We start from the raw sequence: 26,263 nt of genomic DNA, 5'->3' as shown, positions 1-26,263 counted from the left end.
CGGACACTGTGTCCGGCAACGAGCGTACGTCGCCGATCCGGCCCCCGGCCACCTAGGATTCCGGCTATGCCCTCGATCACCCGCCGCCGCCCGCGCAACCCCGACGGACGAGCCGCCGTCGAGGCGCGGGTGCTGGCGGCCACCGAGCGCCTGCTGCGGGAGGGCATCCGCTTCACCGATCTCGGGGTACAGCGGATCGCCGCCGAGGCGGGGGTGGCGCGGTCGACCTTCTACACCCACTTCCGCGACAAGACCGAACTGCTCATGCGTCTCGCCGGCACCATGCGGGAAACCTCCTTCGGCCGCACCGGCGAGTGGAGTCCGGCCGGGCCGGGCGACCCGCTCACGACCCTGACCGACGTCTTCGCCGACGTGATCCGGATCTACCGGACGTACGCCCCGGTCCTGGCAGCGGTCAGCGAGGTGGCCGCGTACGACGAGGTGGTCCGCGAGTACTGGGCGGCGGGACTGGAGCGGTTCGTGGCCCGTACCGTGCAGGCGCTCCGCGTCGAGCAGGAGGCCGGACGTACCCCCGCCGGCGTCGACGCGGAGACCGCGGGCCGACTGATCGTGATCGGCGGTGACCGCTTCCTCGCCGATCACGTCAGCGCCACCCCGGCCGACCCCGAGACCGACGCGGCGGCCGCCCGGGAGTTGGCGGCGACCTGGTGGTACGGCGTCTACCGCCGCCCCGCCTGACCAACCGGCCGCGCTCAGATCATCGTCTGGGACTTGGCCTCCATGTCGGCGGCCGCCTCCTCCTTTGACTCGCGGGTCAGCGGCTTGCCACCCGGGGCCGGGGCCTCGCCGCCGAGCGGGTCGGCACCACCGGTGGCGCCCTTCGGACCGGCACCCCGCAGCTGGGTGTTGGGCAGCGTCAGGGTGACCACCACCGCCACGATCGCGATCAGGCCGGCGGTCAGGAAGACCATGTCCAGTGCGTCGACGAAGGCGCCCTGGATGGCCGCGCGGACCGGCCCCGGCAGGGCCAGGATGGTGGCCGGATCGTTGATCGAGATGTTGGTGCCACCACTCGCCGCCACGGCGGCCTGCTCCTGCGGCGGGAGCTGCGCGATCGCGCCGGGCAACCGGTCGGCGAGCCCGCCGGTCAGCCGGGACGAGAGCACCGTTCCGAGGATCGCCACCCCGAACGAACCGCCCAGCGACCGGAAGAACGTCGCCGAGGAGGTGCCCGCCCCCAGGTCGCGTACGGAGACCGCGTTCTGCACCGCCAGGATCAGCGACTGCATGCACAGACCCAACCCGATGCCGATCACCACCATGTACCCGAACGCGACCCAGAGCGAGGTGTTCACCGCCAGCTGGGTGAAGAGGAACATGCCGGCCAGGAGGGTCACCGAACCGGCCACCGGGAACCACTTGTACCGGCCGATCCGGGTCATCGCGCGACCGGTCAGGATCGAGGTGATGATGATGCCGGCCATCATCGGCAGCATCAGCAGACCGCTCTGGGTCGGCGACGCGCCCTTGACGATCTGCAGGTACAGCGGGATGAAGATGATCGAGCCGAACATCACCAGACCGATGATGAGCAGGGCCGAGTTGGCCAGCGCGAAGGTGGCGCTGCGGAACAGCCGCAGCGGCAGGATCGGCTCGGCCACCCGGGCCTCCTGGAGGACGAAGAGCACCCCCAGCACCGCACCGACAACGAAGAGACTGATGATCACGCCAGAGCCCCAGGGGTACTCGTTGCCACCCCAGCTCAGCGCCAGCAGCAGGGAACTCACCCCGGCCACCAGCAGACCGGCGCCGAGCCAGTCGATCGAGTGGTCCCGACGTTCGAACGGGATCAACCGCATCACGTGGTAGCAGACGACGATGGCCAGGATCGCCAACGGCACGTTGATGTAGAAGATCCATCGCCAGTCGGTCTCCGCGAAGTAACCACCCACCAGCGGCCCGGCGACCGACGAGATCCCGAAGACCGCGCCGAACAGACCCTGGTAGCGGCCACGCTCACGGGGTGACACCACATCCGAGATGATGGTGAAGGCCAGCGTCAGCAGACCACCCGCGCCGAGACCCTGGATCCCTCGGGTGACGATCAGCTGGGTCATGTTCTGCGACAGCCCGGCCAGCAACGACCCGACCAGGAACGTGCCGATCGAGAAGAGGAAGACCGGTCGACGCCCGTACAGGTCGGCCATCTTGCCGTACAGGGGCGTCGACGCGGTCGAGGCGAGCAGGTACGCGGTGACCACCCAGGAGTAGTGGTTGATCCCGCCCAACTCGCCCACGATGGTCGGCAGTGCCGTGCCGACGATGGTCTGGTCGAGTGCGGCCAGCAGCATGCCGGTCATCAGGCCGAGCATGAGCAGCCGGATCTGCTGACGGTTCAGCACCGGCGCGTCGGAGGCTTCCGTGGTCATGTGCCCTTCTATCCCGTCACCCGCAGAACATGCGCCGAACCCCCACCCCAGCAGGGTTGATCATGAAGTTATTGCCACGAGACCCGCGCAAGGCGGCAATAACTTCATGATCAACCGGGGAGGTCGGGGTCAGGGGCTGGTGAAGGATTTGGTGATCTCCGCGCAGAAGGCGGGGAGGTCGTCGGGTTTGCGGCTGCTGGTGAGGTTGCCGTCGGTGACGCACTCCTCGTCCACCCAGGTGGCTCCGGCGTTGGTCAGGTCGGTACGCAGGGTGGGCCAGGACGTGATCCGCCGACCGCGCACCACGTCCGCCTCGATCAGCGTCCACGGGCCGTGACAGATCACCCCGACCGGCTTGCCCGCGTCGAAGAACGCCTTCACGAACCGCACCGCGTCCGGGTCGCCGCGCAGGAAGTCCGGGTTCGCCACCCCGCCGGGCAGCACCAGCGCGTCGTACCCGGCGGCGTCGGCCTTGTCGACTGTCACGTCCACGTCGTAGGTCTTGGACTGGTCCAGGTGGTTGAAGGACTGGATGGAACCGGGCTTGAGCGAGACCAGCTCCGCCGTCGCGCCGGCGTTCTCCACCGCCTCGCGTGGCTGGACGTACTCGACCTCCTCGACGCCGTCGGCGGCCAGGAAGGCGATCCGCTTGCCCTGCAATGTCGCTGCCATCTCGTACATCTCCTCTCTGGGGGTACCCCAGTTCCCTTCCCGCCGCCGAACACCCGAAACAGGTCGGACAGGTAGGGACCGGTGCGGACCGGCCAGGCGCCACCGAAGGTGGCATGACCAGCGGCGGGACCGGCCGTCAGCCAGGTTTGTCGGCCAGGCCGCTGGGGACCCGGACGGGCATGGCAGGAGCAGCAGCGGAACAGCGCCGGCTCGCCACCGTCGTGGAGAGCTGGCTCGAACGCCCAGTCCTGATCGTCGGTGACGCCATGTTGGACGAATGGCGGTTCGCCGACTCCGACCGGCTCTGCCGGGAGGCGCCCGCCCCCGTCCTCACCCTGCGGCGGCGGATCTCCGCCGCCGGTGGGGCCGCGAACACCGCCGTCAACGTCGCCGCCCTCGGTGGCCGGGCGGTGCTGGTGGCACCGGTCGGTGCCGACGTCGCCGGGGACGAACTGCACGACTGCCTGGACCGGGCCGGCGTCTGGGACCGCACTGTCAACCAGCCCGGGCGGCCCACCCCGGTGAAGCGGCGGATGCTGGCCGGCAACCAGATCCTCCTGCGCGAGGACTCCGGCGACCCGGAGGACGCTCTGGACCACGACGGGGTGGCCCGACTGCTCACCGCCCTGAGTTGTGCCACCGAGGAGTTGCGCGCCGCCGCCGGTGGGGAAGCCCCGACCCTGGTGGTCTGCGACTACGGCCTGGGCGCGCTGCCCGCGCCGGTCCGCGCGTGGCTGGTCGACAACCGCGAGCGGTACGCCACCGTCGCGCTGGACGCCCACGACCTGGCCGACTGGCGGGGCCTCGCGCCGACAGTGGTCACCCCCAGCTTCGCCGAGGCGACCCGACTGTTGGCCCGTGCGGGCGGTACCACCCGACCGGCCGGCGGGACCGAACTGCACCTGGAGCACCCGGACAACGGCCTGGCCGACGGGCCGTCCGAGATGACAGCGGGCGCTGCCCCGGGCGCGGTACGCGCCGACGACGCCACGGCCGAGCCGGCGCGGGCCGGGCACCCGGGGCCGATCGGTGAACCCACCCCGGGCGAGGGACGGGTGGCCCTCACCGGCGACGGGCTCAGCGTCACCGGCACCGGCGTCACAGTGAACACCCGGGCCGGTGAGGGCGTCGACCGGGCTGTCCTGGCCGAATCGCGGCTGGCCGAACTGCGGGCGCACACCGGCGCCGACGTGGTCGCGGTGACCCTGGACACCGAGGGCGCGGTGGTCGGCGGCGCCGACGGGGAGCCACGACGCAGCCACAGCACCCCGGTGCCGGCCAGTCACGCCGTGGGTGCCGGCGACGCGTACCTGGCGGCGATGACGTTGGCCCTGGCCGCCGACGCGCCGCTGCCCACCGCCGCCCAACTCGCCCAGCTGGCGGCCACCATCACCGTCTCGGACACGGGCACCTGCGTGTGCCGACGCGACGACCTGCTCGCCGCGCTCGACCAGCCGACCGACACCACGGGCCACCCCGCGTTGGTCGGTGGGGACGAGTTGGACACGATCGTCGCCGAACACCGCGAGGCGGGACGGTCGATCGTCTTCACCAACGGCTGCTTCGACGTGCTGCACCGCGGGCACGTGCGCTACCTGGAGCAGGCCCGCGCGTTGGGTGACCTGCTCATCGTGGCGGTCAACTCCGACGGCAGCGTACGACGGCTGAAGGGCCCGGACCGGCCGGTCAACCCGGTCGAGGACCGGGGTGCCCTCCTCGCCGCGCTCGCCTGCGTGGACCACGTGGTGGTCTTCGAGGAGGACTCACCAGCCGCACTGATCGAGGCGGTCCGACCGGACGTGTACGTCAAGGGCGGCGACTATCCGCCGGAGCTGGTGCCGGAGGCACCGTTGGTGCGCCGGCTGGGCGGCCAGGTGCGCACCCTCGGGTACGTGCCGGACCGGTCCACCTCCGCGATCATCGAGCGGATCCGGTCGCACAGCCAGGACCTGTCGCCGCACGTCGACGACCGGGAGCCGGACCCATCGCTGCGCACCCACACCCAGGCGTCGTGAACCGCCCTCTCGACCTCGGCACCCCGGCGGCCTTCCGGGCGGACCGGCTGCTCGACGTGCTGATTCCGACCCGGAACCGGCCCACCGAGCTGGCCGTCACGCTGAGCGGGCTCGCCGCCCAGGACGGGCTGCCCGGCTTCGGCGTGGTCGTCAGCGATCAGTCCGACGGGGACCCGGCGTACGCGCACCCCGCCGCGGCCACCATGGTCCGGGCGCTGCGCCACCGGGGTCACCCGGTGCTGCTGACCCGCCGGCTGCCACGGCGGGGGTTGGCCGAACACCGGGCGTACCTGCTCGCCGCCTCGGCCGCCCGGTACGTCCTCAACCTCGACGACGACATCTGGTTGGCACCGGGTGCGCTGCACCGACTGGTCACCGCGATCGGCGAGCTGGGCTGCGGGTTCGTCGGCAACGGTGTGCACGGCCTGTCGTACACCGATGACGTGCGGCCGGAGACGCACGGCCTCTACGAGGAGTGGGCCGGCCCGCCCACACCGGAGCGGATCCGACCCGACACCCCGCAGTGGAACCGGGCCCGGATCCACTCCGCCGCGAACCTGCTGCACATCACCGAGCAGTTGGCGCTGCCGCCGGGGGCGTGGCGGGCCTACAAGGTCTCCTGGATCGGCGGGTGCGTGCTCTACGACCGGGCCAAGCTCGTCGACGCCGGCGGCTTCGACTTCTGGCGTCGGGTGCAGGAGAAGCACCAGGGCGAGGACGTGGCCGCGCAGCTCGCCGTGATGTCCCGCTACGGCGGCGCGGGCATCCTGCCCAGCGGCGCGTACCACCTGGAGTCCCCCACCACCGTCACCGACCGGGACGTGGAGGCGTGGGAGGTCGTCCTCGCCGACGAGGACACCCCGCAGTTGGCGTGACCTACCGGCCGAGCACCTCCCGGGCGGCCTCCAGCACCTCGATCACCGGGACGTCGGTCACGAACGAGTCCCGGTGCGGGCACTCACCGTCGCCCGGCCGGTGCGGGTAGATGCCCGGTGTGCAGTCGACCCCGCAGACCGGGCAGTGCACAGTCCACGAGCTGATCGGCCGGTGCCGGCCCCGCAGCGGGCTCGCCCCGTTGATCAGGTTGCCGACCCAGAAGATCCCCACCGTGGGAGCGCCCACCGCGGCGGCCAGGTGCAGCGGGCCGGTGTCGTTCGAGACGACCACCGCGCAGTCGGCGTAACAACCCACCAGCCCACCGAGGCTGAGCGTGCCCACCTGCGGGCGCACCGGCACCTGCGCCGCGGCGACGACCCGGTCCACCACCTCCTGCTCGGACGGGGTGCCGGTGACCAGCACCTCGTAGCCGTCCGCGTGCAGCGCACGGGCCACCTCGGCGAAGCGCTCGGCGGGCCAGCGGCGGCGGGTGTCGGTGGCACCCGGATGCAGCGCCACCCGCTGACGATCGGCCGGGCCCAGCACCCGGGCGGCCTCGGCCCGGTCGGCGTCGGTCACCACGAGCCTCGGCGTGACAGTCGTGGCCGGCGCTCCCGCCAGCGCCACCACCTCCAGGTAGCGGATCACCTCGTGCTGGTAGTAGACGTAGCGGAGCCACCGGTCCAGCGACGGCGCGTCCTCGGTGCGCAGGCCGACGGTCAACCGGGCACCGAGCCGACTGATCAGCGGGTTGGAGTTGGCGCCCCCGCCGTGGATCTGCACCGCCAGATCGAACTCCGCACCGGCGGCAGCGGCCAGGAAGTCGTCCATCGACGACTCCGGCTCGCCCGGCTCCGCCGTACGGATGCCGGGCGCCGCCGGCACCACCAGCACCCGGTCCACCGGGCCGGGCCGGTCGCGCCAGAGCTTCGCGTGCCACGGCGCGCCGAGCAACACGATCTCCGCCGAGGGGTACGCGGCGCGCAACGCGTCCAGCGCCGGCAGGGCAAAGATGAAGTCGCCGAGCGCGTTGGCGCGCAGCACGGCGATCCGCCGCACGTCGGGAAGGCGCTCGGCGGTCGGGCCGAGCACGGGAGGGCTGACCACGAGGCCCGCTACGGCCGGTCGATCTCGTCAGCGGTGTCCGGGCGGTGCAGCTCCCGGTCCGCGGCGGGGTCGGCCGGCATCGGCGTACCCGGCAGGAGGTCGCCGGATCGCGGCCCGGTGCGACCGACGGTGATGGTGCGCGGCGCGGGCCGGGTCGCCCGAGGCAGCCGGACCCGCAGCAGACCGTGGTCCATCACCGCGTCGATGGCATCCGGGTCGACCCGCGCCGGCAGGTTGACCCGGTACTCGAAGCCGCGCGTCTCAAAGCCGCCCGGGATGCCCTGGTCGGCGTTGACCTCCGCCTCCGAGCGGGCCCGTACGCACAACTCGCGGTCGTCCAACTCGACCGCCACCTCCTCCGGCGCCACCCCGGGCAGCCGGACGACGACCTCCCAGCCGTCCGAGGTCTCGGTCAACTCGACGTCGGACGCCCCGGCGCGACCACCGACCAGGCGGCTCAACTCGGCGCGCAGCGACTGCAGCTCCCCCATCGGGTCCCAGCCCTGCTGCCGTCCGCCCCGCCATCCCCGACCGAAGCCGCCGAACTGCTGTTCACTCATCACACCTCTCCGATCCGCTGGGTGGCCGCCGGCGGCCGCAGCGAGCTGGACGCGTCCAGGCCGGCGTCGCTGTCGACGCCAACACCGAGCCGGTCGACCAGCTCACCACCGAGCCACGCACTGATGCCGAGGATCGCCAGCGCGACCACCTCGACGACGAGCAACGCGCCGCCAGCGGCGCGGGAATCGGCGTTGAGCCGGACCACCCAGATCGCCGCGAAGAGCAGGATCACCGCGACGTTGGCGCCAGCGTGCAGCAGACCCACCCGCTTGGCGCGGGTGCCGGTCGGGATCGCCAGCAGGTCGAACGAGCCGGCCGCCGCGGCGAGCAGGCCGCCGATCAGACCGACGGTGATGTTCCAGTACGCGACCTCGCCGAGGAAGTCGGGACCACCGACGGTGTCCACCACATCGAAGAGCACCGCCGTGGCCAGCAGCGCGACCGGAAACATGACCAGCATCGGGTGGACCGGGTGGCCCAGCACCTTGAGTCGGCTCTCCATCTCCCGGCCTCCACTGATCGGCTGCACTGCGCGACGCTCTCGTACGGCGGGCCGTACCCAACGCTGTCCGGCGCAAACCTCGCGCTGGTCACGGCGGCCTAGGCTGACGAATGGTGGTACCCGCCACCGGCTCAACGGTCGAGGGAGGATCGACGTGACGGTGGAGATCACCACTCATGAGGAGTTGCGCGAGCTGCTCGGCGTGCCGCACCCACGGGCCGCCAGCAAGGACCGCCCCCGCCTGCACCAACGGGACCGCGAGTGGCTGGGCGCCTCGCCGTTCTGTCTGATGGCCACTGCCGGCGCGGACGGCACCTGCGACGTCTCACCCAAGGGCGACCCGGCCGGGTTCGCCCTGGTGCTGGACGACACGACCATCGCGCTGCCGGAGCGGCCCGGCAACCGGCGGGCCGACGGCTACCGCAACATCCTTGACAACCCGCACGTCGGGTTGCTCTTCCTGATCCCCGGCCGGACCGACACGCTGCGGATCAACGGGCGGGCCCGCCTGGTCAGCGACGCGCCCTGGTTCGACGACATGGTGGTCAAGGGGCACCGGCCGGTGCTCGCCGTGGTGGTGGAGATCGAGCAGATCTTCTACCACTGCGCGAAGGCGTTCCTGCGGTCCGAGCTGTGGCGGCCGGAGACCTGGCAGCCCGAGGTGTTGCCGTCCCGCGCCCGCCTGATCAAGGAGGTCGAGGCACCGGCGGAGACCCTGGAGGACCTGGAGCGGCACTACGGCCCGGAGTACGCCACGAAAATCTACGTCTGATCCCGCCGCCGACCTAGAGCTGCTGGGGAACACGCCCGCCGTCAGGCCGGGTGGACCCGGCCGGATACGGCGGATCCTGCACCCCGCCACGCCATCGGAAGAAGGCGTTGGCGGGTGGGAGTGCCAGCAGGACGAGGGCGATCAGGAGTGCGGGCGACGCCACGAACCCCGCCGCGGTGCTGAGCGGCTCGGCCCACCCGGGCATCAGTTGAGCGGCGACCTCCTCGACCCGACTCGCGTCAGGACTCTGCGGGATATCGTCGCCGCCCGGAACGGTGAAGATGAACAGCCAACCGGCCGACACCGCCACCGTCACGCCGCCGACAACCCAGGTGACGATCCGGGTCCAGTTCCGACCGGCCAGATTGGCCAGCGCCAGCGCCAGCACGACAAGGGCGGTCAACGCCACGACCAGGCCGACACCAATGAGGAACACCATCGGCGGGGCAGCGAAGCCACTCGGCGTGCCCACCTGCTCGTGTGCCCTCAGGTAGGTGTTCTCCCGAACGGCCTCGGCCGCCACCTGCGCGAGCCGGGCGAGACCACTCAGCCCCAGCAGCACGCTGGACGCGACGACGACGCGCCGCCCTGGTCGGACCGTCGTTGCTGAAACCCCCGTAGTCATGGACGGATGCTAACCGCGCCTCAGGGCCACCTGCCGTCTCGTGCCGGCGGATCTCCCACCGGTGTGGCCGGACCGGGGCCTATTCCGACGATGACGCTCAGGCCGACCAGCCGGCCCGGTTGCCGAACGACTCCCGGGAGATCCCGGAGCCGGTCTCCGGCCACGAACCGAACCGATCGTTGTGCAGGTGCGCGAACAGGTAGCACATCCCTTCGCAGTCGGCGTCCGGCAGCGCCATCGCGGGGTTGGCGCGGACCGCCTCGTAGTACGCCCGCCCCAGGGCGACGATGAACCCTCGCGCGTAGAGGAAACCGTCGTCGGAGCCGTCGGTCACCTCGTGGATGTCCTCCCGGTCGATGTCGTGCAGCTTGCGCTCCACCACCCGGTCGAGATCGGTCAGCTCCTGCCCGGTCAGCTCGGCGGTCAGGTGCCCGAGACGGTCCAGGAACGCGTCCAGCCAGGCGTCGATGGCGTAGGCCGGCCCGTCGCCGTCGCCGTCGTCGTCATCGGCGGGGTCGCGGTGGATGAGGGCCTGCCGCAGCGCCAGGGGCTCGGCGCCCAACTCGGCCCAGGCCGCCTCGATGAGTGCCCACAGTCGGGCCTCGTCGGCAGGGGTGGGCAGCGTCCCGGGGGCATCGGTGGTCACGGTCACCGTCGGACCGTAACCACCACCACCGACGGTTTCAGGACTCCGAGTCGGCGGTCACCATCCACAAGTGACCATCCGGGTCCGCGAAGACGCCCGCGTACGCCCAGGGATGCGCTGCCGTCTCGGTGATGATCTCGGCACCGGCGGTGCGCGCCCGCCCGACGAGCGCGTCCACGTCGGCCGGCGAGGCGACACCGAGGTTGAGCAGGCATTCGCTCTGACCCCTCGGGGCGACCTCGTGCCGGCCGATCACCCAGCCGAAGCCGCCGGTCGGGATGAGCATCAGCCGCAGCCCGTCGTTGACCACGAACTGCAACGGTTCGGGAATGCCGTCGTCGGCCAACTCGCCCACGGCGTCGAGGCCGAGTCCGTCGCGATAGAAGCGGTAGGAGGTAGCGCGGTCCGAGATGGGAAGACTCAGGATCACCGGTGCGGAAGTCATGGACGCCTCCAAACTGTCGGTCGGGCACGGCCAGCCATCAGTGTGTAGCTCAACTAGCGTTGGCGTGGTGACCGCAGACGACTGGCTGTCGGAGACCCGCACCTCCTACGACACGGTCGCGGTCAGCTACGCGCGTCTGGTACGCGACCTGCTGGCCCAGGCACCGCACGAACGAGCCGCGCTGACGTCGTTCGCCGATCTCGTGCGGGCTGCCGGCGGCGGGCCGGTCGCTGATGTGGGCTGCGGGACGGGTCGCATCACCGCCCACCTGCACACGCTCGGCGTCGACGCCTTCGGGATCGATCTCTCGCCCGGGATGATCGAGGTGGCCCGCCGTGATCACCCTGAGCTGAGGTTCGAGGTCGGCTCGATGACCGACCTCGACCTGGCCGATGACTCGGTCGTTGGCGTGGTCGCCTGGTACTCCCTCATCCACATCCCCGACGACCAGATCGACTCCGTGTTCGCGCATTTCCGGCGGGTGATCCGCCCCGGTGGCCCCCTGCTGCTCGGGTTCCACGTGGGCGACGAGACGACCCTCAAGACGGAGGGCTACGGCGGCCACCCGATGAACGTGCACGTCCATCGTCGGCAGCCAGCCCAGGTAGCGGCCTGGCTACGTCAGCACGGGTTCACCGTCGACTCGCAGACCACCGTCACCTCGGCGGAGAGCCGACTCGGCGGAACCATCGTCGGCCGACGGGAACCCTGAGCACCGCACCCGTTGTCGATCCACAGTCACCACTGTTAGCCTCAACTGCGTACAGCGTTAGCAGTATTCCACCGAATGAGGCGACTGATGACGGACGACGCGCGGCCTGTCTGGGTGCTCGGTGGCGGTGGAGTAGCTGGCATCGCCTGGGAGGTCGGCATCCTCGCCGGGCTTGCCGACGAGGGGGTGACCGTGACCCCGGAGGCAGTCCTCATCGGCACCAGCTCCGGTGCCGTCGTGGGTGCCCAGATCGCCAGCGGCACCCCCCTGGCGGAACTCTTCGAGCGACAGCGCGGCGGCGTCGCCCACGAGACCTCACCCGCCCTGCGCCTGCTCGACCTGCTTCGGCTCGCCCGGGCACAACTGTTCGCGCGCAGCCCCGAGCAGGCCGCTCGCCGCCTCGGCCGGCTCGCCCTCGCCGCACGCATCGACGACCCGTCCCGGCAGCGCCGGATAGCCGAGGCTCGACTGCCCGACCACGCCTGGCGGGACGACGCCGACCTTCGCATCGTGGCCGTCGACACCGGGACGGGCGCCAGCCGCACATTCACCAGGCACGACGGCGTACCCCTGGTGGACGCTGTCGCCGCGAGCTGCGCCATGCCGATCTCGGCCGCCCCGGTTGCCATCGGCGCCCACCGCTACATGGATGGCGGCATGCGGTCGACCCTCAACCTCGACCTCGCCCCCGGAAACGGCCCGGTCATCGCCCTCGCGCCGAGCACCGCCGCGATCGGGCCGTGGGCGCGCATCGAGAAGCAGCGAGCCGCGCTGGGCACGGGCCGCCGGGTGGAGTTGCTGCTTCGCGACCAAGCCTCCAGACGAGCGCAGGGGACCGGCGTGATGGACCGATCCGTCGTGCCCGCGCTCGTAGCCGCAGCCCGCGACCAGGGCCGACGCGAGGCGCTCCGGGTGGCCGCCGCACTCGCGGGGTCAACGCCGGGGCGAGAGACGCGAGGCTGACGCCGAGGCCTCCTCGCGACGTCGTTCGCACGGTGGCGCTTCCCCAGCAGGAGCGTGACGCCTACCGCGACCTGCGGGTGCGGCGGTGAGCCGCCCCCGACGTGACGAGTCCTTGGAATGGGCGGCCCGCAACGCGGTGGCCAGGGCCTATGCCCTGATCGTAAGTAAGTTCCGCATTCTTCTAAATGTATCTAGGTGCCACCAAAACCCCCCTCGACCGACCAATGGGTCGAATACGCTACAACTCGCCCGCCAATAGCGGCGAGTGACTAGTAGGTAGCTCTGGGTGTATCCGGGGTGGCTCTGGAGGGGTCATGAGCAACAACCGACGGCTGCGGCGGCGGCGGCTGAACCATGCCCGGGCGGCTTCAGGGCTGAGTTCCGCCCTACTGGTAGTCGGAATGACGGGTGGGCCCGCAGCCGCAGCGCAACCGGTGGAAGCGAAGCCGTCCGCACAGGACGTACACATCGGTACGCCCGGCCCGCATGGCCAACTCGGCGCGTGGCCCTCATCCTGGTCAACGGTCCGCCAAGACAGCGACGGGCCCGACGATTCGTGGGACCAGTACCCCGACGGGCAACCGGACTACGGTCCGCAGGGCTGGCAGAGCCCCTGGGGCGGTCACGACAAGGACAAGGACGACTACCCGCACGGCAAGCAAGGCCCCCAAGGCCCTCAGGGCGCTCAAGGCGACGCGGGCGCTCACGGTGCTCAGGGTGCCCAGGGCGACGCAGGCGCTCAAGGCGCACAGGGATTCCAAGGCGAAGCGGGCAGCCAGGGCGCTCAAGGCAACACAGGCGCCCAAGGCGCCCAGGGCAACACAGGCGCCCAAGGCGCTCAAGGCTTCCAAGGCGCTCAGGGCGCCACCGGCGTGCCGGGCGCTCAAGGCGCTCAGGGTGACGCAGGCGCTCAAGGCGCCACCGGGGCTCAAGGCCCGCAGGGTGACGCAGGCGCACAGGGCGCACAGGGCGACTCGGGCGCCCAAGGTACTCAGGGTTTCCAAGGCGCCACCGGTGCCCAAGGCGACGCAGGCGTTCAAGGCGCTCAGGGTGATGCGGGCGCCCAAGGTGCCACCGGCGCCCAAGGCTTCCAAGGCGCACAAGGCGACGCAGGCGCACAAGGCGCCACCGGCCCCCAAGGCGATGCAGGGGCTCAGGGCGCCACCGGCGCTCAGGGTTCACAGGGCGCCACCGGCGCTCAAGGTGACGCGGGCGCTCAAGGCGCCACCGGTCCCCAAGGCCCACAAGGCGACGCAGGTGCCCAAGGCGCCCAAGGCGATGCAGGCGCACAGGGGGCCACCGGCCCCCAAGGCCCACAGGGAGCTGCAGGCGCACAAGGCTTCCAAGGCGCGCAAGGCGATGCAGGCGCTCAAGGCGCGCAAGGCGATGCAGGCGCTCAAGGCGCCACCGGCGCTCAAGGCCCACAGGGCGATGCAGGCGCCCAAGGCGCCACCGGCCCCCAAGGCCCACAGGGAGCCGCAGGCGCACAAGGCTTCCAAGGCGCGCAAGGCGATGCAGGCGCTCAAGGCGCCACCGGCGCTCAAGGCCCACAGGGCGATGCAGGCGCTCAAGGCGCCACCGGCGCTCAAGGCGCGCAAGGCGATGCAGGCGCCCAAGGCGCCACCGGCCCCCAAGGCCCACAGGGCGATGCAGGCGCACAAGGCGCACAAGGCGGCCCACAAGGTGACACAGGCGCCCAAGGCGCCACCGGCCCCCAAGGCCCACAGGGCGACGCAGGGGCCCAAGGGGTCCAGGGCTTCCAAGGCGCCACCGGTGCCCAAGGCCCACAAGGTGACACAGGCGCCCAAGGCGCCACCGGCGCTCAAGGTTTCCAAGGCGCCCAAGGTGCGCAGGGCGCGCAGGGCGCCCAAGGCGCGCAGGGCGTGGCGGGCAACGGAATCCAGGCCGCCTACATCCAGGGTCCGCTGACCGTGATCGCAGACACCCCCGTCGATTTCGGCTGTGAGCCGGGAGATATCGCTGTCGGAACCGGATATCAGCTATCGGGTGCAGGAGTGAACCCCGTGCTCATCCAGCCACTCACGACCAGCGGCTACCAGTTCACCTTTACCGGCGGGGGCGCCGACATCTGGGTCTCCTGCATTTCACTCGCCACACCGCTGATGTTGGGGGCTCCGTCCGAGACGTCGGACCGCGCGACGTCCAACAGTAGCGAGGCCAACCGGACGAACAGCAGGCCGAACCGCCCCGTTGTCGTCGAGGAGGAGAAATGAACATGCGTCAGATACTCGGGTCGCTCGCCTGCGGTGCGGTCCTGCTGACCGGTGTCACGGCATGCAGCGACAAGCCTGCCGAGAAGCCACAGACGAACAACGCCGGCAACACCGACAAGACGAACGGTGGCACCGAAACGCCGGCTGATCTGCTGAAGCTCGGTCTCGAGCAGGGCCAGGCCGGCGACTTCGACGCGGCGAAGGCCACCTTCGAGAAGCTGCTGGACGCCGAGGCCGACAACAAGTTTGCCTGGTTCAACCTGGGCTACATCGCCCAGTCGCGCAATCAGGCCGACGAGGCGATCAGCAACTACGACAAGGCACTGGCGGCCGACGCCAACTACAAGCCGGCCCTCTACAACAAGGCCATCGCCCTGGAAGGTAAGGCACCGACGACGGCGATGGACATCTACCGCAAGATCGTGTCGATCGACAACAAGTCGTCGACCGCCTACCTACGACTGGGCATGCTGCTGTCCCAGTCCGGTGAGGACGCGGCGGCGCGGGACGCCTTCAAGACGGCGATCCGCCTGGACAAGGGGCTCAGCTCAGCCGTGCCTGCGAAGTACCGCACGCCCCCTACCACGCGGTCCTCGACGCCGGCAGGTAGGTGATTGGCTCCATGCGCACACCTCGCGTAACGGTCTTCACGGGGAGCAACCGCACTCGCTTCATCGACGAGTGTTTCGAATCGCTCGTCGCCCAGACTTTCACCGACTGGGAATGGGTGGTCATCCTCAATCAGGGGTCGCGTTGGCGGCCCGAGAGGCATGACGATCGCATTCGGCTCATCGTCCAGGACAACCTGAACGGCGTCGGCGCTGTGAAGGGGTACGCCTGCGCCGAGGCTGCCGGCGACATCCTGGTCGAGCTGGACGACGACGATCTGCTCAGTAGCGACTGTCTGCAAGAGATCGTCGATGCCTTCGACGCGAACCCGGAGGTGGGGTTCGTCTACAGCGACACCGCGCAGATCCAGGAGGACGGCGGCCGCTCCGAGGACCGTTTCGCGAGTTCGTTCGGCTGGCGGCACTACGACGAGAAGGTGGACGGCCGCGAGGTGCTGGTCTGCCGGGCGATGCCGCCGACCCCGCACAACGTGAGCTACATCTGGTACGCGCCCAACCACGTACGGGCGTTCCGCCGGGACATCTACGAGAAGGTCGGCGGGTACGACGAGTCGCTCGACGTCGCGGACGACGCCGACCTCATGGCTCGGATGTACCAGGTGAGCGAGTTCCATCACATTCAGAAATGCCTGTACCTCCAGCGCATGCACGCCAAGAACACGCAGCGCATTCCGGATGTCAACGCCCGCATCCAGCAGCGCACCGTGGAGATCTACGACCGGAACATTCAACACAATGTGCTGGCCTGGTCGCGGCGGCAGGGACTCCTGGCACTCGACCTGGGCGCCGCCCACAACAAGCCGGAAGGGTATCTCGGTCTGGATTACCACGCCGCTTCGGGTGTCGACATCGTCTGCGACATAACGAAGGGTGTCGACCTGCCGGACAACAGCGTCGGGGTCATTCGGGCGGTGGACTTCCTGGAACACATCCCGGACAAGGTCGCGCTGTTCAACGAGTTGTACCGATTGCTCGCACCGAACGGGATGCTGTTGTCGCTGACCCCTAGCACCGACGGTCGAGGTGCCTACCAGGATCCAACGCATGTGGCCTTCTACAACGAAAACTCCTTCTGGTACTTCACGGATGTCAAATATTCTCGGTTCGTACCTGAAATCACATGCCGATTTCAGGCGTCCCGGTTGGTCACGTACTTCCCGAGCGAATGGCACAAGACACACAACATCCCGTACGTCTCCGCGAATCTCATCGCTATCAAGGATGACGCCCAGCGCAACGGCGGCCTGCTGAACATATGACCATGCGGCAGTCCGTGGATGGCCGGGTCGAGCAGGTGGCGACTGTGACCGGCGTGCGGCGTTGCCATGTCGTGAGTTTTGGATGGCCGTTGCGTGTGGCTGTCGATCAGGAGACGGGCGACGCGGACATGCTGCGGTAAGAGCGACCGCTGCTATGCACGGAGGAAGTGTGTGAGGTCGCCGGCGAAGCGGGTCAGCTCCTCTCCCGCTTCGAGGACGAAGACCGCTCTGGCGGACCAGGCCGTGTCGTCCCAGTCGGGGCCGGGAGCCCGAAGAGTCACACCCAGCGACACGTGGCCTCGACCGTCGTGCCGAGCATCGATCACCAGCTCGCGTTCCATCGATGTCCAGGTACGGGTGCCGCTCCAACCCTCCCAATCGGCCGCGAGCCTCTCCACGAACCCGGGCAGCGTCGTGTCCGGGGAGGCGTAAAGTCCATCGATCTTGGCGACTGTCGACGCTGTCATGTTGAGTTCGTGCAACTCCGTCGCGATCGTGTAGACGTAGCCGTCGCCGTACGGATCGTGCGGCGGATGAACAAGCCACCGCTGGTCGCCAGACCTCTCAAGGACGAACGGTTCGCTCATAGACGGTCTCTGAGGAACCACGACACCCGGTGCGCCGAGGGCATCGGCAGTGGCTCGTCGTACGAGTGCACCTCAAGGTCCGCCAATTGGCCCTCCTGAACGAACAGCAAGATGCCGCCAACCGTCTTGCCTTGATCGTCGACCACGATGCCTTCGGCTGGTACCGGACGCGTCGCACCGGAGGCCGGTGGGTGTCGACCTTGCGGCCAAAGCCAGATAGTGCCGCAGCCACAGCCACAACCCGGCTGAGCCAGGACGTTCCGCGACTGCATCCGGAGTTCGCTCGCGCCGGGGAAGTCCTGCGACAGCAACGCATGCAGGACCGCGGCCTCCTCTGGTGACAGCGGACGGGGATCTGGTCGATCTGGACCCACGGGCGTAAGACTACGGCGGTATCGCTCACAAGCTCTGTGCCGAAAGCCGGTGTGCAACGATGATCGGCATGTCGACTCCACGAAAGGGCAATGCCGCGTAGGCGCCCCGCGCAACTGCGTGCCGACTTCATCTACCGGCGACCTCTTGACGGGTCAACCTCGGTGATCCCTGGACTCTCGGCCCAGGGCTTGAAGGTCATCGCCTCCCTCGAACGCACGCGACTCTGGAACCAGGCCGTGTCTGATGCACTACGCACCTGGTCATGGTTTGTGCGCCACCCATGGCATCGCTTGTGGGACGAGAGCGCCGGCTGCGGGGTGATGGAGTGCTGTCCGAACCCGCCCGAACTGCGCTGGGTCCTGGACGTCGCCGTTGCGGTCCTGCCGCCGACCGATGCCCGAAACCTCCGTAGGCAGATCGCAGCCCTCGATGAGCAGTGGTGACAGCCGTAAGGCATCGCCGCCAGGCCGGGTGCCTCCGACCCGTCGTTCATGGCCCCGACTGCGTCCGCGTCGTCACAGAGATCCTCGATCACTCTCAGATCAACGTCACTCTCGGTGGCCCCGAGGTTGATCGGGAAGCTGATGCCCGGCTGGAGGGAGGGGCGCTGTGGTCCGGTGAGCAGGTTGAGTGGTCGACCTTAGAAACGGCAGAAGCCCAGGCCGATGACCTGGGCTTCCGTACCGAGCCGCCTGACGGAATCGAACCGTCGACCTACGCATTACGAGTGCGTCGCTCTAGCCGACTGAGCTAAGGCGGCAACGATCAACAAGTGTACGGCACCGCTGCGGTACCGACCGAACGGGATACCCCCGTCGCGCCTGCCCGCACCAACCGGACATCGGCCGTCATCTGGACGCTTACCGGACAGCGGATGATCGGGCCCGGGACTACGCTGCGGCGGGTGAGCGACGAACGCGACGATTCCCCCCGCCCGGAGCGTCCCGACCGCCCGCCGGCCGGTGAACGCGCCGCCCACCGGCCGCGCAGCACCGACCCGCTGGAGTTGGGCTTCACACCCCGCAAGCCGGTGCCGTGGCTGGCACCGTTCCTGCTGATCAGCACCGGCATCCGGACGCTGCTGGCGGTGCTCTTCGGGGCGTACCTCGACAAGCGCGAGTTGCAGAACGCGTTCGGCGACGGCATCTTCCGCCAGGTCGGGCCGGACGGCGGGCTGTGGCTCGACTACGTGGCCGACCTGGGTGACGGCTTCAACGCCACCTACTCGGTGGCGTACCTGCTGGCGCAGCCCGAGCTGACCGTCGACGGGCACCGCCTGCCCCGGGCGCAGACCCTGGTGATGGGCGGTGACCAGGTGTACCCGTCGGCGGCCTACGCCGCGTACGAGGACCGGTGCAAGGGGCCGTACCAGGCCGCGCTGCCGGTGGCGCCGGCCGAGAAGCCCACCCTCTTCGCGGTTCCGGGCAACCACGACTGGTACGACGGTCTCACCGCTTTCCTGCGGCTGTTCGTCCGTTCCCGGGACCGCAACTTCGCGGGCTGGGGCACCGGGCAGTCCCGGTCGTACTTCGCCGTGGAGTTGCCGGCCGACTGGTGGTTGCTCGGCGTGGACGACCAGTCCGGCTCGTACCTCGACGACCCGCAGCTGGCCTACTTCGACGAGGTGGCCCGGCGGCTCGGCCCCGAGTCCAAGGTGATCATCGCGGCGCCGGCGCCGACCTGGGTCAAGGCCGTCGACAACCCCACGGCGTACGACTCGATCGACTACTTCATCCGTACGATCATCGACCCGACCGGGGCGCGGGTGCGGCTGCTGCTCTCCGGCGACCTGCACCACTACGCCCGCTACTCCGGGGCGGACCGACAGCTGATCACCTGCGGTGGGGGCGGCGCGTACCTCTATCCCACCCACAAGCTGCCCGAGCGCATCGAGGTGCCACCGCGGGACACGCCGACCCGCAAGGCCAGCTCCGCCCAGCCGTACGACCTGGTGGCCCGCTACCCGGACGCCGCGCGGTCCCGTCGCTACGGGTGGGGCATCTTCCCCCGGTTGCCGCTGCGCAATCCCGGCTTCACCACCCTGCTCGGCACCCTGCACACCCTGCTGATGCTGGCCATGGCGGGTGCGACGGCGAACTGGGCCGACAGCACCGACCAGCGGCTGTTCACCGTCCCGCTGGTGGCGATGGTGCTGGTGACGGTGGTGGCGGCGGCCCTGTTCGCCAAGCCGCCGAGCGCGAGCGGCAAGCGCCACGCGCGGCACTGGATCCTCGGCGTCGGCCACGGCGTCGCGCAGGTGGCCCTGGGGGCGGCCGGCACCTGGGTCTGGTTGGCGCTGCCGTTCTACGACTGGCCGTGGCCGCTTCCGGCAGTCGCCGCGGCGGTGCTCTACGGCCCGGTGATCGGTCTGGTCGCCAGCCAGCTGGTGGCCGCGTACCTGCTGGTGGCGAGCTCGTTCGGGGTGAACGTCAACGAACTCTTCGCCGGCCAGGGCATTGAGGACTCCAAGTCGTTCCTGCGGCTGCGCATCGACCCGGACGGCACGCTGACCATCTACCCGATCGGGGTGGATCGCGTCTCCCGCGACTGGCAGGTGAACCCCGACCAGTCCCCCACCAGAAGCTGGCTGACCCCGAAGTCCCCCCTAACCCCCCACCTAACCGAACCCCCCACCGTCCTCCCCTAACCCCACCCCCCTGCCCACCACCCACCCCCACACACAGCCGTGTTGATCAAGAGGTTTGCGTCAGAAACCGCGCCCGACATGACGCAAACTTCTTGATCAACGAGGACCGGCGGGAGTGGGGCCGGGGGTGGGTGGGCCGGGGGTGGGGTTAGGGGGTGTAGCGCTGGTCGTGGGCTTGACGGGAGCCGCAGACGTCGGCACGGGAGCACATGGAGCGCGAGCCGTCCGCGTCCAGGCGTACTGTCACCGCGTCTCTCGGGACGCTGTGGCCGACCACCCGGCCGTCACCCTCCGGCGTGGAGACCCGACTGCCGACCGCCGGGGCGGTCTCCTGGAAGCGCTGGTACAGCGGGTGCTCGTATTTGAGGCAGCACATCAGCCGGCCGCACGCGCCGGAGATGCGCAGCGGGTTGAGCGGCAGGTCCTGGTCCTTCGCCATCCGGATGGTCACCGGCTCGAAGTCGGTGAGGAAGGTGGCGCAGCACAGGTCCCGACCGCAGGAGCCGATGCCGCCCTGCACCCGCGCCGAGTCGCGGGCGGAGAGCTGACGCAGCTCCACCCGACAGTGCAGGGTCGCGCCCAGATCGCGGACCAGGGATCGGAAGTCCACCCGGTGCGGGGCGGTGAAGTAGACGGTGCTGCGCTCGCCGCCGCTCTCGGCGGAGCCGAGCACGTGGTCGACCGCCACCACCTTCATCGGCAGGCCGTGCGAGCGGATCAGCCGTTTCGCTGCCACCTTCGCCTCAGCCTTGCGCCGACGCAACACCTCGTCCCGGCGGAGGTCATCGTCGCCAGCGAGCCCCACCAGGCGGGGGAAGCCATCGGTGTCCTCGGTCACCCACTGCGCGGCCCACACGCACTCCGCCACCTCGGGCCCGTCATCGGTGGGCACCAGCACCCGGTCGCCCACCTGCGGACGCAGGTCACCCGGGTCGAGGTAGTAGAGCCGCCCGTACCGGTTGAAGCTGACCGCGCAGAGCATGCCCATCCCCCCACCCTACGACGGGTCGCGGCGCAGGGCGCACCGGCCGGCTACGCCCCGCTGCCATTCATCGCCGTCGACTCGACCCATTGCCGGGCGTCCCGTCGTGCCGTTGCTCCTCGCCCGGACGGTTGAATCCGGGGCCGGGCAGGAGACAAAACGTGCCGCGACGGCGTTGAGTGGAGACAGACCTGCGGGGGGTGCAGGGGGAAGACCACGGCGTCGCCGTGGGCACCGGCTCAGGTCAGGTGCCCGCGAGCGACGCCGTGGCCTGTCCGGGGCGGCGCGGGCCCGAGGTTCGGGTTACCAGCCGACCCGGGTGGGCTGGTCGTAGCGGGGTCGCCCGTCCGTCGGCGGACGCCACGCGGTCTCGGCCAGGCTCGGCGCCCACTGTCGCAGCAGCGTCTCCGCACCGTCGTACGCGACGCACAGCACCGCCAGCACCCGGGCGGCGATCTCGGCCGCGTCGGCGACGCCGGGCCCGACCGGCCCGGGGCGCATTGGCGCGCGGGTGGCGGTGGCGGCGACCACGGCGACCGCCTCGGCCGAGCGGAGCACGTCGGCCAGCGTGCGGGCCAGCGCGAGACGGCTGCCCTCCACCCAGTCGGCGAGGGCGTCGGCGTATCCGGCGGTGGAGTCGAGTCGCCCGACCAGGCTGTCCGGCCCCTCGTCGAGGTGACGCAGCAGCGCGGCCCGCTGCTGCCCGTACGCGGTGGCAGCCGGGCCGGACCAGAGCACCGAGTCGGTGAGCGCGGCGCAGACGTCGTCGTACCCCCGGACGAGCCGGCGCACCGCGTGCCCGGCGCTGGCGAGCGGCACCGGGTGCAGGTCGAGGAAGCTGCGGACGGCGTCGCCCGGCAGCACCTGCATGCGGCGCAGCAGCGGCCAGACCCGGTGCCCCTCGGGCACGCCGGCGGCGATCAGCGTGTCCACCCGGCGGAGCAGGTCGAGGCCGGGCTCGGCGAGCCGGTCCAGTGCGTCCATCACGGTTCCCCGGTGAGTCGGCGGCGGGCCGCCCGGTCGACCTCGGCGTAGCGGTCGGCGGCCTCCCGCACCGCCGCGGCGGCGGCGGCCAGTCGACCGGCGGCGGCGCGGGCCTCCCGGGCCCGGTCGTCGGTGGCGGTGGTCCACTGCCGGTGCAGCGCCCGACCGATCTCACCCGGCCGGCCCGGCGCGTCGGCGCCGAACGCGGCCTGGGCCGGATCGCTGGCGGTGACGGTGTGCGAGACCAGGGTGAGGGTGGCGCTCGCCTCGTCCAGTCGGGCGGAGAGCGCGCGCAGTGTGTCCATCTCAGGCCCCCGCGAGCGGTCGGTAGGCGGCGAACGTCTCGTTGTGCAGCTTTTCCCGGGCCCATTCGGCGGCGTCGGCCGCCGCGGTGACCGCGGCCTGCACGGAACCGGCCACGTCGCGCGGACTGCGGGTGTGCAGCGGCCCGAGGAACCGGACGTCGGTGATCCGCCCACCGGCGGTGACCACCACCTCGACCAGACCGTCCGGCGACCGGACGGTCACCTCGACGGTCGACACCGCCTGGTCGAACTCGGCCTGGAGGGACTCGATCCGGCGGTAGCGTCGCACCGCCTCCTCGATCCAGGCTTCGTCGATCTCCCCCCGCGGCATCGGCCGACTCCTCCCGGGCGATCCATCACTCAGTGTGCTGCCACCGTCACCACGGCACACGGACCGTACCGCACAACAATCGAACCTGTCGATGCCTGTGGACAACGCCGGGACGTGCGGGTCAGCCCTTCCAGAGGGCGAGCATCATCGCCTCGACAGCGATCCGCGGCTTGACGTTCGCCTCGATCGCCGCGCGGCAGGCGAGCACTGCCTCCAGCCGGCGCAGCGCCCCCTCGGCGTCCCACTTCTGGGCGCCGGCACCGGCCAGCGCCGCCGTGTCGGTGTGCACCGGGGCGACGGGTGCGCGCAGCGCCATGGTGAGCGCGTCCCGGTAGAAGCCCGCCAGGTCGACGAGCGCCCGATCCAGGGCGTCGCGCTGGGCCCGGGTGGCCCGGGACTTCTGCCGCTTCTCCAGCTCCTTGAGTTGCCCAGCGGCGCCCCGCATCGCGCCGGCCGCGCCCCGGCCGGTGCCGCCCGCGCCGAGCGCGGTCTCCAGAGCCGCCCGTTCGGCCGTGTCGGCCTCGGTGACCGACGCCGCGGCCTCCGCCTCGGCCGCCTCGATCAGCGCGGACGCCGCGTCGAACGCCGCGCCGACACCTGTCAACCGGCGGGGTACCGCGAGCACCGCCTCACGCCGTTTGCGGGCCTCCGGGTCGCGCGCCAACCGGCGGGCCCGACCCACGTGGCCCTGCGCGGCCGCCGCCGCCCACTGGGCCACGTCGGGTGCGATGCCGTCCCGACGAACCAGCACCTCGGCCACCGCGGCGGCCGGCGGCTGCCGCAGGGGTACGACCCGGCAGCGCGACCGGATGGTCACCGAGATGTCGTCCGGGTGGGTGGACGGCGCGCAGAGGAGGAAGACAGTCCGCGGTGGGGGCTCCTCGATCGCCTTGAGCAGCGCGTTGCCGGCGGCCTCGGTGAGCCGGTCGGCGTCCTCGATGATCACCACCTGCCAGCGCCCGCCGGATGGGGTACTGGCCGCGCGGAGCACCAGCGCGCGCATCTCGCCGACGCCGATGGAGAGCCCTTCCGGCACTACCATCCGCACGTCGGCGTGGGTGCCGCCCATCGTGGTGTGGCAGCCGGGGCACTCACCGCAGCCGGTGCCGTGCCGGCACTGCAGTGCGGCGGCGAACGCCCGTGCGGCAACCGAGCGACCGGAGCCGGGCGGCCCGGTGAAGATCCACGCGTGGGTCATCCCGGTCGACGGGTCCACGGCACCGGGCGCGGCGTCGCCGGCCGCGAGCGCGGACTCGTCGCCGCTGGCCGGGTCGGCGGCGACCAACGCGGGTGCCCGGTCGGCCACGCCAGCCCGCAGCACGGCTGCCGCCGCGGCGGCGGCCCGGCGCAGCTCCGCCACCGCCTCGTCCTGACCGACCAGGTCGGCGAAGACGTCCGGCATCAGGTCTTGTGCTCCATCGTCACCAGCTCCGCATCGGATAACTCCGGCTGCACCGAGGTGTCCGGGCCCTGCGCCGGGCGCGGGTGCACGATGCCGCCCGGCTTACCGAGCATCTCCTCGACCCGCCGGACCACCAGCTTGCTGATCTCGTCGACCGGCCGGGACGCGTCGAGCACCAGGTAGCGCTTCGGGTCGGCGGCGGCGAGGTCGAGGAACGCGTACCTGACGCGCTCGTGGAAGGCGATCGACTCGGCCTCCAGCCGGTCGGTGCCGGTGTTGCGCGAGGCCACCCGGGACAGGCCGGTGTGCGGCTCGACGTCGAGCAGCACCACGAGGTCGGGCTTGAGCCCACCGGTGGCCCAGGAGGAGAGCCAGGAAACCTCGTCGACGGGCAGCGTACGGCCGGCGCCCTGGTACGCCAGGGACGAGTCGACGTACCGGTCACTGATCACCACACCGCCCCGGACCAGCGCGGGCCGGACGACGGTGGCCACGTGGTGCGCCCGGTCGGCGGCGTAGAGCAGCGCCTCGGCCCGGGGGGAGGGCGCGTCGTCGCCGGAGGTGTCCAGCACCAGCGACCGGATCCGCCGGCCGACGCCGGTGGCCCCCGGCTCGCGGGTGACCACGACGTCGCAGCCCTGACCGCGCAGCCGCTCGGCGAGTGCGGTGAGCTGGGTCGACTTCCCCGCGCCCTCGCCGCCCTCGAAGACCACGAAGAGCCCGGCGGAGACGAACGGCTCGGCCGGCATCAGCGGACGACCCCGGATGGAGCCCCACAGGTCGGCGAGGACGGGGACGCCCTTCTTGTCGTCCATCTGGCCGAACGCGCTGATCCCGGCGAAGATGCCGGCGGCACCGGCGGCGAGCAGCAGCAGCCGAGTCGACGAGATGGACAGGCCCAGGTCAGCGATCTCCAGCTTGCGCGAACCGCCGACGCCGACCAACACGCTGCTCAGCCCGATGGCCAGGATCAGCACCAGCCGGGTGCCGATCTGCACCACGGCGAAGACTCGGCCGCGCACCTCGTCGGCAACCTCGCCGCCGAGCAGGGTGGTGCCGGCCAGGAAGGCCATCCCGGCGCCCGCGCCGACCAGCACCGCGCCGACGATCGCCATCGACAGGTGGATGGCGAAGGCGAGGGTCATCACGGCGGCGCTGGCCAGCACGATGCTCATGCCGAACCAGCGACGCCTGGACATCTCCTTGACGACCATCGGGCCGAGCCCGATGCCGAGCGCCAGACCGACGAAGATCGCGCCGAAGAGCAGTGAGAACGCGGCGTCACCGGCGCCCAGCGAGTTGGCGAAGAACTTGGCCGTGCCGACCACGATGCCGCCGCCGGCGAACGCGCCGAAAATGCCCAGCACCAGGCCCCGGACGAGCGGGGTCTGGCCGATGTACTTCCAACCCTCGGAGAACTGCCGGAACATGCTCTGCTCGGCGCGTTCCGCCTCGCCGCGCTGCGCCTCGCTGATCTCCTTGATCCCGAACGCCACCACCAACGCGGTGGCGAGCCGGGAGAAGGAGTTGAACCAGAGGGCGAGCTGGGCCGGCTCGGCCCAGGAGGGCAGGTCGCCGCCCACGGCGCCACGGACGCCACGGTCGAGCACCGCAAGGCCGATGGCCGCGGCGACCGGGGTGAGGCCGTAGGTGGTGATCAGGGTGAGCTGGTTGGCCGCCTCCAGCCGGGCCCGGGGGATCAGGTTCGGGACCGCGGCCTCCTTGGCCGGAATCCACAGCAGGGTGAGCGACTCGATCAGGAAGGTGGCGATCAGCGCCCAGCCGACCACCAGGCCGCCGGCGGCGCCGCTGAGGGCGTAGAGCGGAATGGAGGCGAAGAGCACGAAGCGCAGCAGGTCACAGATGACCATCGTCCAGCGCCTGTCGAACCGGTCGGCGAAGACGCCGGCCACCGGGCCGAGCACCAGCGCGGGCAGCAGCCGGATCGCGGTGACCCCGCCGAACGCGGCGCCCTGGGCGGTACTGCCCTGCACCTGCGAGGCGGCGAAGAGGGCGGTGGCCAGCAGGCCGAGCCAGTCGCCGAAGGAGGCCGCGCCGAGCACGATCCAGAGCCGCCGGAACGGCTGGATGCGCAGCACGGACCGGATGGCGGCATAACCGGACGGATCTACCTGACCACCGCTGGACGGGTTGGCGGCGTTGCCCGACTGGTCGCTCGATCGCGACACGCCGGGCGACTCGCCGCTGTTCTGGCTTTCGATGGCCGTACCTCCACGTGCCG

The 26,263-nt window shown here is 70.8% G+C and carries 26 protein-coding genes and 1 tRNA gene; 11 read left to right on the top strand and 16 right to left on the bottom strand.

Annotated features, from left to right (window positions below; genetic code table 11):
- Positions 1-66 precede the first annotated feature (66 nt).
- Positions 67-699 (top strand): TetR/AcrR family transcriptional regulator, encoded by a 633-nt coding sequence (locus IF22_RS0120250; protein ID WP_030334278.1) that lies wholly within the window; start codon positions 67-69, stop codon positions 697-699.
- Positions 700-713: 14 nt separating this feature from the next.
- Here the strand turns inward: IF22_RS0120250 and IF22_RS0120245 are convergent, their stop codons facing one another.
- Both IF22_RS0120245 and IF22_RS0120240 read right to left on the bottom strand, forming a co-directional pair.
- On the bottom strand, positions 714-2,390 hold the full coding sequence (locus IF22_RS0120245) for an MDR family MFS transporter (protein WP_030334276.1): 1,677 nt from the start codon (positions 2,388-2,390) through the stop codon (positions 714-716).
- Positions 2,391-2,519: 129 nt separating this feature from the next.
- Positions 2,520-3,062, bottom strand: a complete 543-nt coding sequence (locus IF22_RS0120240; protein WP_030334275.1) for a type 1 glutamine amidotransferase domain-containing protein — start codon at positions 3,060-3,062, stop codon at positions 2,520-2,522.
- 179 nt (positions 3,063-3,241) lie between these two features.
- On the opposite strand from IF22_RS0120240, the gene rfaE2 reads away from it, so the two are divergent.
- Both rfaE2 and IF22_RS0120230 read left to right on the top strand, forming a co-directional pair.
- Positions 3,242-5,077: a D-glycero-beta-D-manno-heptose 1-phosphate adenylyltransferase gene (gene rfaE2, locus IF22_RS0120235; RefSeq protein ID WP_030334273.1), complete on the top strand. Its 1,836-nt coding sequence runs from the start codon at positions 3,242-3,244 to the stop codon at positions 5,075-5,077.
- Positions 5,074-5,952: a glycosyltransferase family A protein gene (locus tag IF22_RS0120230; RefSeq protein WP_030334271.1), complete on the top strand. Its 879-nt coding sequence runs from the start codon at positions 5,074-5,076 to the stop codon at positions 5,950-5,952. The genes rfaE2 and IF22_RS0120230 overlap by 4 nt, the downstream gene beginning before the upstream one ends.
- A gap of 1 nt (position 5,953) precedes the next feature.
- On the opposite strand, the gene IF22_RS0120225 is transcribed toward IF22_RS0120230, so the two are convergent.
- Genes IF22_RS0120225 through IF22_RS0120215 form a run of 3 tightly spaced genes read right to left on the bottom strand, consistent with a single transcriptional unit; the run spans position 5,954 to position 8,123 of the window.
- The gene (locus IF22_RS0120225) at positions 5,954-7,060 is read right to left on the bottom strand and encodes a glycosyltransferase family 9 protein (RefSeq protein WP_030334269.1); all 1,107 of its coding nucleotides are present in this window, start codon (positions 7,058-7,060) and stop codon (positions 5,954-5,956) included.
- Between the two features lie 8 nt (positions 7,061-7,068).
- Complete coding sequence (locus IF22_RS0120220; RefSeq protein WP_030334267.1) at positions 7,069-7,620, bottom strand: Hsp20/alpha crystallin family protein; 552 nt, start codon at positions 7,618-7,620, stop codon at positions 7,069-7,071.
- On the bottom strand, positions 7,620-8,123 hold the full coding sequence (locus IF22_RS0120215) for a DUF2231 domain-containing protein (RefSeq protein ID WP_030334266.1): 504 nt from the start codon (positions 8,121-8,123) through the stop codon (positions 7,620-7,622). The genes IF22_RS0120220 and IF22_RS0120215 overlap by 1 nt, the downstream gene beginning before the upstream one ends.
- Before the next feature lie 154 nt (positions 8,124-8,277).
- Between IF22_RS0120215 and IF22_RS0120210 the strand changes: the two genes are divergently transcribed.
- A complete protein-coding gene (locus tag IF22_RS0120210) occupies positions 8,278-8,895 on the top strand; it encodes a pyridoxamine 5'-phosphate oxidase family protein (RefSeq protein WP_030334264.1) in 618 nt (205 codons plus the stop codon).
- Positions 8,896-8,908: 13 nt separating this feature from the next.
- On the opposite strand, the gene IF22_RS33860 is transcribed toward IF22_RS0120210, so the two are convergent.
- The 3 genes from IF22_RS33860 to IF22_RS0120195 form a co-directional block, all read right to left on the bottom strand.
- Entirely contained in the window at positions 8,909-9,520 is a 612-nt protein-coding gene (locus IF22_RS33860; RefSeq protein WP_156057695.1) for a hypothetical protein, read from the bottom strand.
- A gap of 97 nt (positions 9,521-9,617) precedes the next feature.
- Positions 9,618-10,172 (bottom strand): DUF4240 domain-containing protein, encoded by a 555-nt coding sequence (locus tag IF22_RS0120200; protein ID WP_030334261.1) that lies wholly within the window; start codon positions 10,170-10,172, stop codon positions 9,618-9,620.
- Between the two features lie 31 nt (positions 10,173-10,203).
- Complete coding sequence (locus IF22_RS0120195; RefSeq protein ID WP_030334260.1) at positions 10,204-10,611, bottom strand: VOC family protein; 408 nt, start codon at positions 10,609-10,611, stop codon at positions 10,204-10,206.
- Positions 10,612-10,678: 67 nt separating this feature from the next.
- Between IF22_RS0120195 and IF22_RS0120190 the strand changes: the two genes are divergently transcribed.
- From IF22_RS0120190 to IF22_RS0120165, 6 genes are all read left to right on the top strand, one after another.
- Positions 10,679-11,323 (top strand): class I SAM-dependent DNA methyltransferase, encoded by a 645-nt coding sequence (locus IF22_RS0120190; protein ID WP_036411936.1) that lies wholly within the window; start codon positions 10,679-10,681, stop codon positions 11,321-11,323.
- An 87-nt stretch (positions 11,324-11,410) separates the two neighbouring features.
- The gene (locus IF22_RS0120185; RefSeq protein ID WP_030334257.1) at positions 11,411-12,286 is read left to right on the top strand and encodes a patatin-like phospholipase family protein; all 876 of its coding nucleotides are present in this window, start codon (positions 11,411-11,413) and stop codon (positions 12,284-12,286) included.
- Positions 12,287-13,003: 717 nt separating this feature from the next.
- Positions 13,004-14,215, top strand: coding sequence for a hypothetical protein (locus IF22_RS35975; protein WP_245233680.1), 1,212 nt, complete (start codon positions 13,004-13,006; stop codon positions 14,213-14,215).
- A complete protein-coding gene (locus IF22_RS35970; protein ID WP_245233679.1) occupies positions 14,170-14,520 on the top strand; it encodes a hypothetical protein in 351 nt (116 codons plus the stop codon). Before IF22_RS35975 ends, IF22_RS35970 begins: the two co-directional genes overlap by 46 nt.
- A gap of 2 nt (positions 14,521-14,522) precedes the next feature.
- Entirely contained in the window at positions 14,523-15,134 is a 612-nt protein-coding gene (locus tag IF22_RS0120170; RefSeq protein ID WP_051708648.1) for a tetratricopeptide repeat protein, read from the top strand.
- An 8-nt stretch (positions 15,135-15,142) separates the two neighbouring features.
- The gene (locus IF22_RS0120165) at positions 15,143-16,408 is read left to right on the top strand and encodes a glycosyltransferase (protein ID WP_030334255.1); all 1,266 of its coding nucleotides are present in this window, start codon (positions 15,143-15,145) and stop codon (positions 16,406-16,408) included.
- A 152-nt stretch (positions 16,409-16,560) separates the two neighbouring features.
- Here IF22_RS0120165 and IF22_RS0120155 read toward each other — a convergent pair whose 3' ends face one another.
- Positions 16,561-16,995 carry a DUF6228 family protein gene (locus IF22_RS0120155; protein ID WP_051708647.1) on the bottom strand — a complete coding sequence of 145 codons (435 nt, stop codon included), beginning with the start codon at positions 16,993-16,995 and terminating at the stop codon, positions 16,561-16,563.
- A 1,061-nt stretch (positions 16,996-18,056) separates the two neighbouring features.
- Positions 18,057-18,130, bottom strand: a tRNA-Thr gene (locus IF22_RS0120145).
- Between the two features lie 114 nt (positions 18,131-18,244).
- Between IF22_RS0120145 and IF22_RS0120140 the strand changes: the two genes are divergently transcribed.
- A complete protein-coding gene (locus IF22_RS0120140; RefSeq protein ID WP_051708659.1) occupies positions 18,245-20,017 on the top strand; it encodes a metallophosphoesterase family protein in 1,773 nt (590 codons plus the stop codon).
- A gap of 148 nt (positions 20,018-20,165) precedes the next feature.
- Here the strand turns inward: IF22_RS0120140 and IF22_RS0120135 are convergent, their stop codons facing one another.
- The 6 genes from IF22_RS0120135 to tmk form a co-directional block, all read right to left on the bottom strand.
- Complete coding sequence (locus tag IF22_RS0120135; protein ID WP_030334252.1) at positions 20,166-21,005, bottom strand: PSP1 domain-containing protein; 840 nt, start codon at positions 21,003-21,005, stop codon at positions 20,166-20,168.
- Positions 21,006-21,302: 297 nt separating this feature from the next.
- Positions 21,303-21,983 (bottom strand): hypothetical protein, encoded by a 681-nt coding sequence (locus IF22_RS0120130; protein WP_030334251.1) that lies wholly within the window; start codon positions 21,981-21,983, stop codon positions 21,303-21,305.
- Positions 21,983-22,288, bottom strand: coding sequence for a hypothetical protein (locus tag IF22_RS0120125; protein WP_030334249.1), 306 nt, complete (start codon positions 22,286-22,288; stop codon positions 21,983-21,985). Before IF22_RS0120125 ends, IF22_RS0120130 begins: the two co-directional genes overlap by 1 nt.
- A 1-nt stretch (position 22,289) precedes the next feature.
- On the bottom strand, positions 22,290-22,619 hold the full coding sequence (locus IF22_RS0120120; protein WP_007454690.1) for a YbaB/EbfC family nucleoid-associated protein: 330 nt from the start codon (positions 22,617-22,619) through the stop codon (positions 22,290-22,292).
- A gap of 121 nt (positions 22,620-22,740) precedes the next feature.
- Positions 22,741-24,021 carry a DNA polymerase III subunit delta' gene (locus tag IF22_RS0120115; protein ID WP_030334247.1) on the bottom strand — a complete coding sequence of 427 codons (1,281 nt, stop codon included), beginning with the start codon at positions 24,019-24,021 and terminating at the stop codon, positions 22,741-22,743.
- Complete coding sequence (gene tmk / locus IF22_RS0120110; protein WP_081883918.1) at positions 24,021-26,120, bottom strand: dTMP kinase; 2,100 nt, start codon at positions 26,118-26,120, stop codon at positions 24,021-24,023. Before tmk ends, IF22_RS0120115 begins: the two co-directional genes overlap by 1 nt.
- Between the last annotated feature and the right edge of the window lie 143 nt (positions 26,121-26,263).

This window comes from Micromonospora parva (assembly GCF_000718515.1).
GTDB classification, from domain to species: Bacteria; Actinomycetota; Actinomycetes; order Mycobacteriales; family Micromonosporaceae; genus Micromonospora; species Micromonospora parva.
This window is presented reverse-complemented; position numbering and strand designations above follow the sequence as displayed.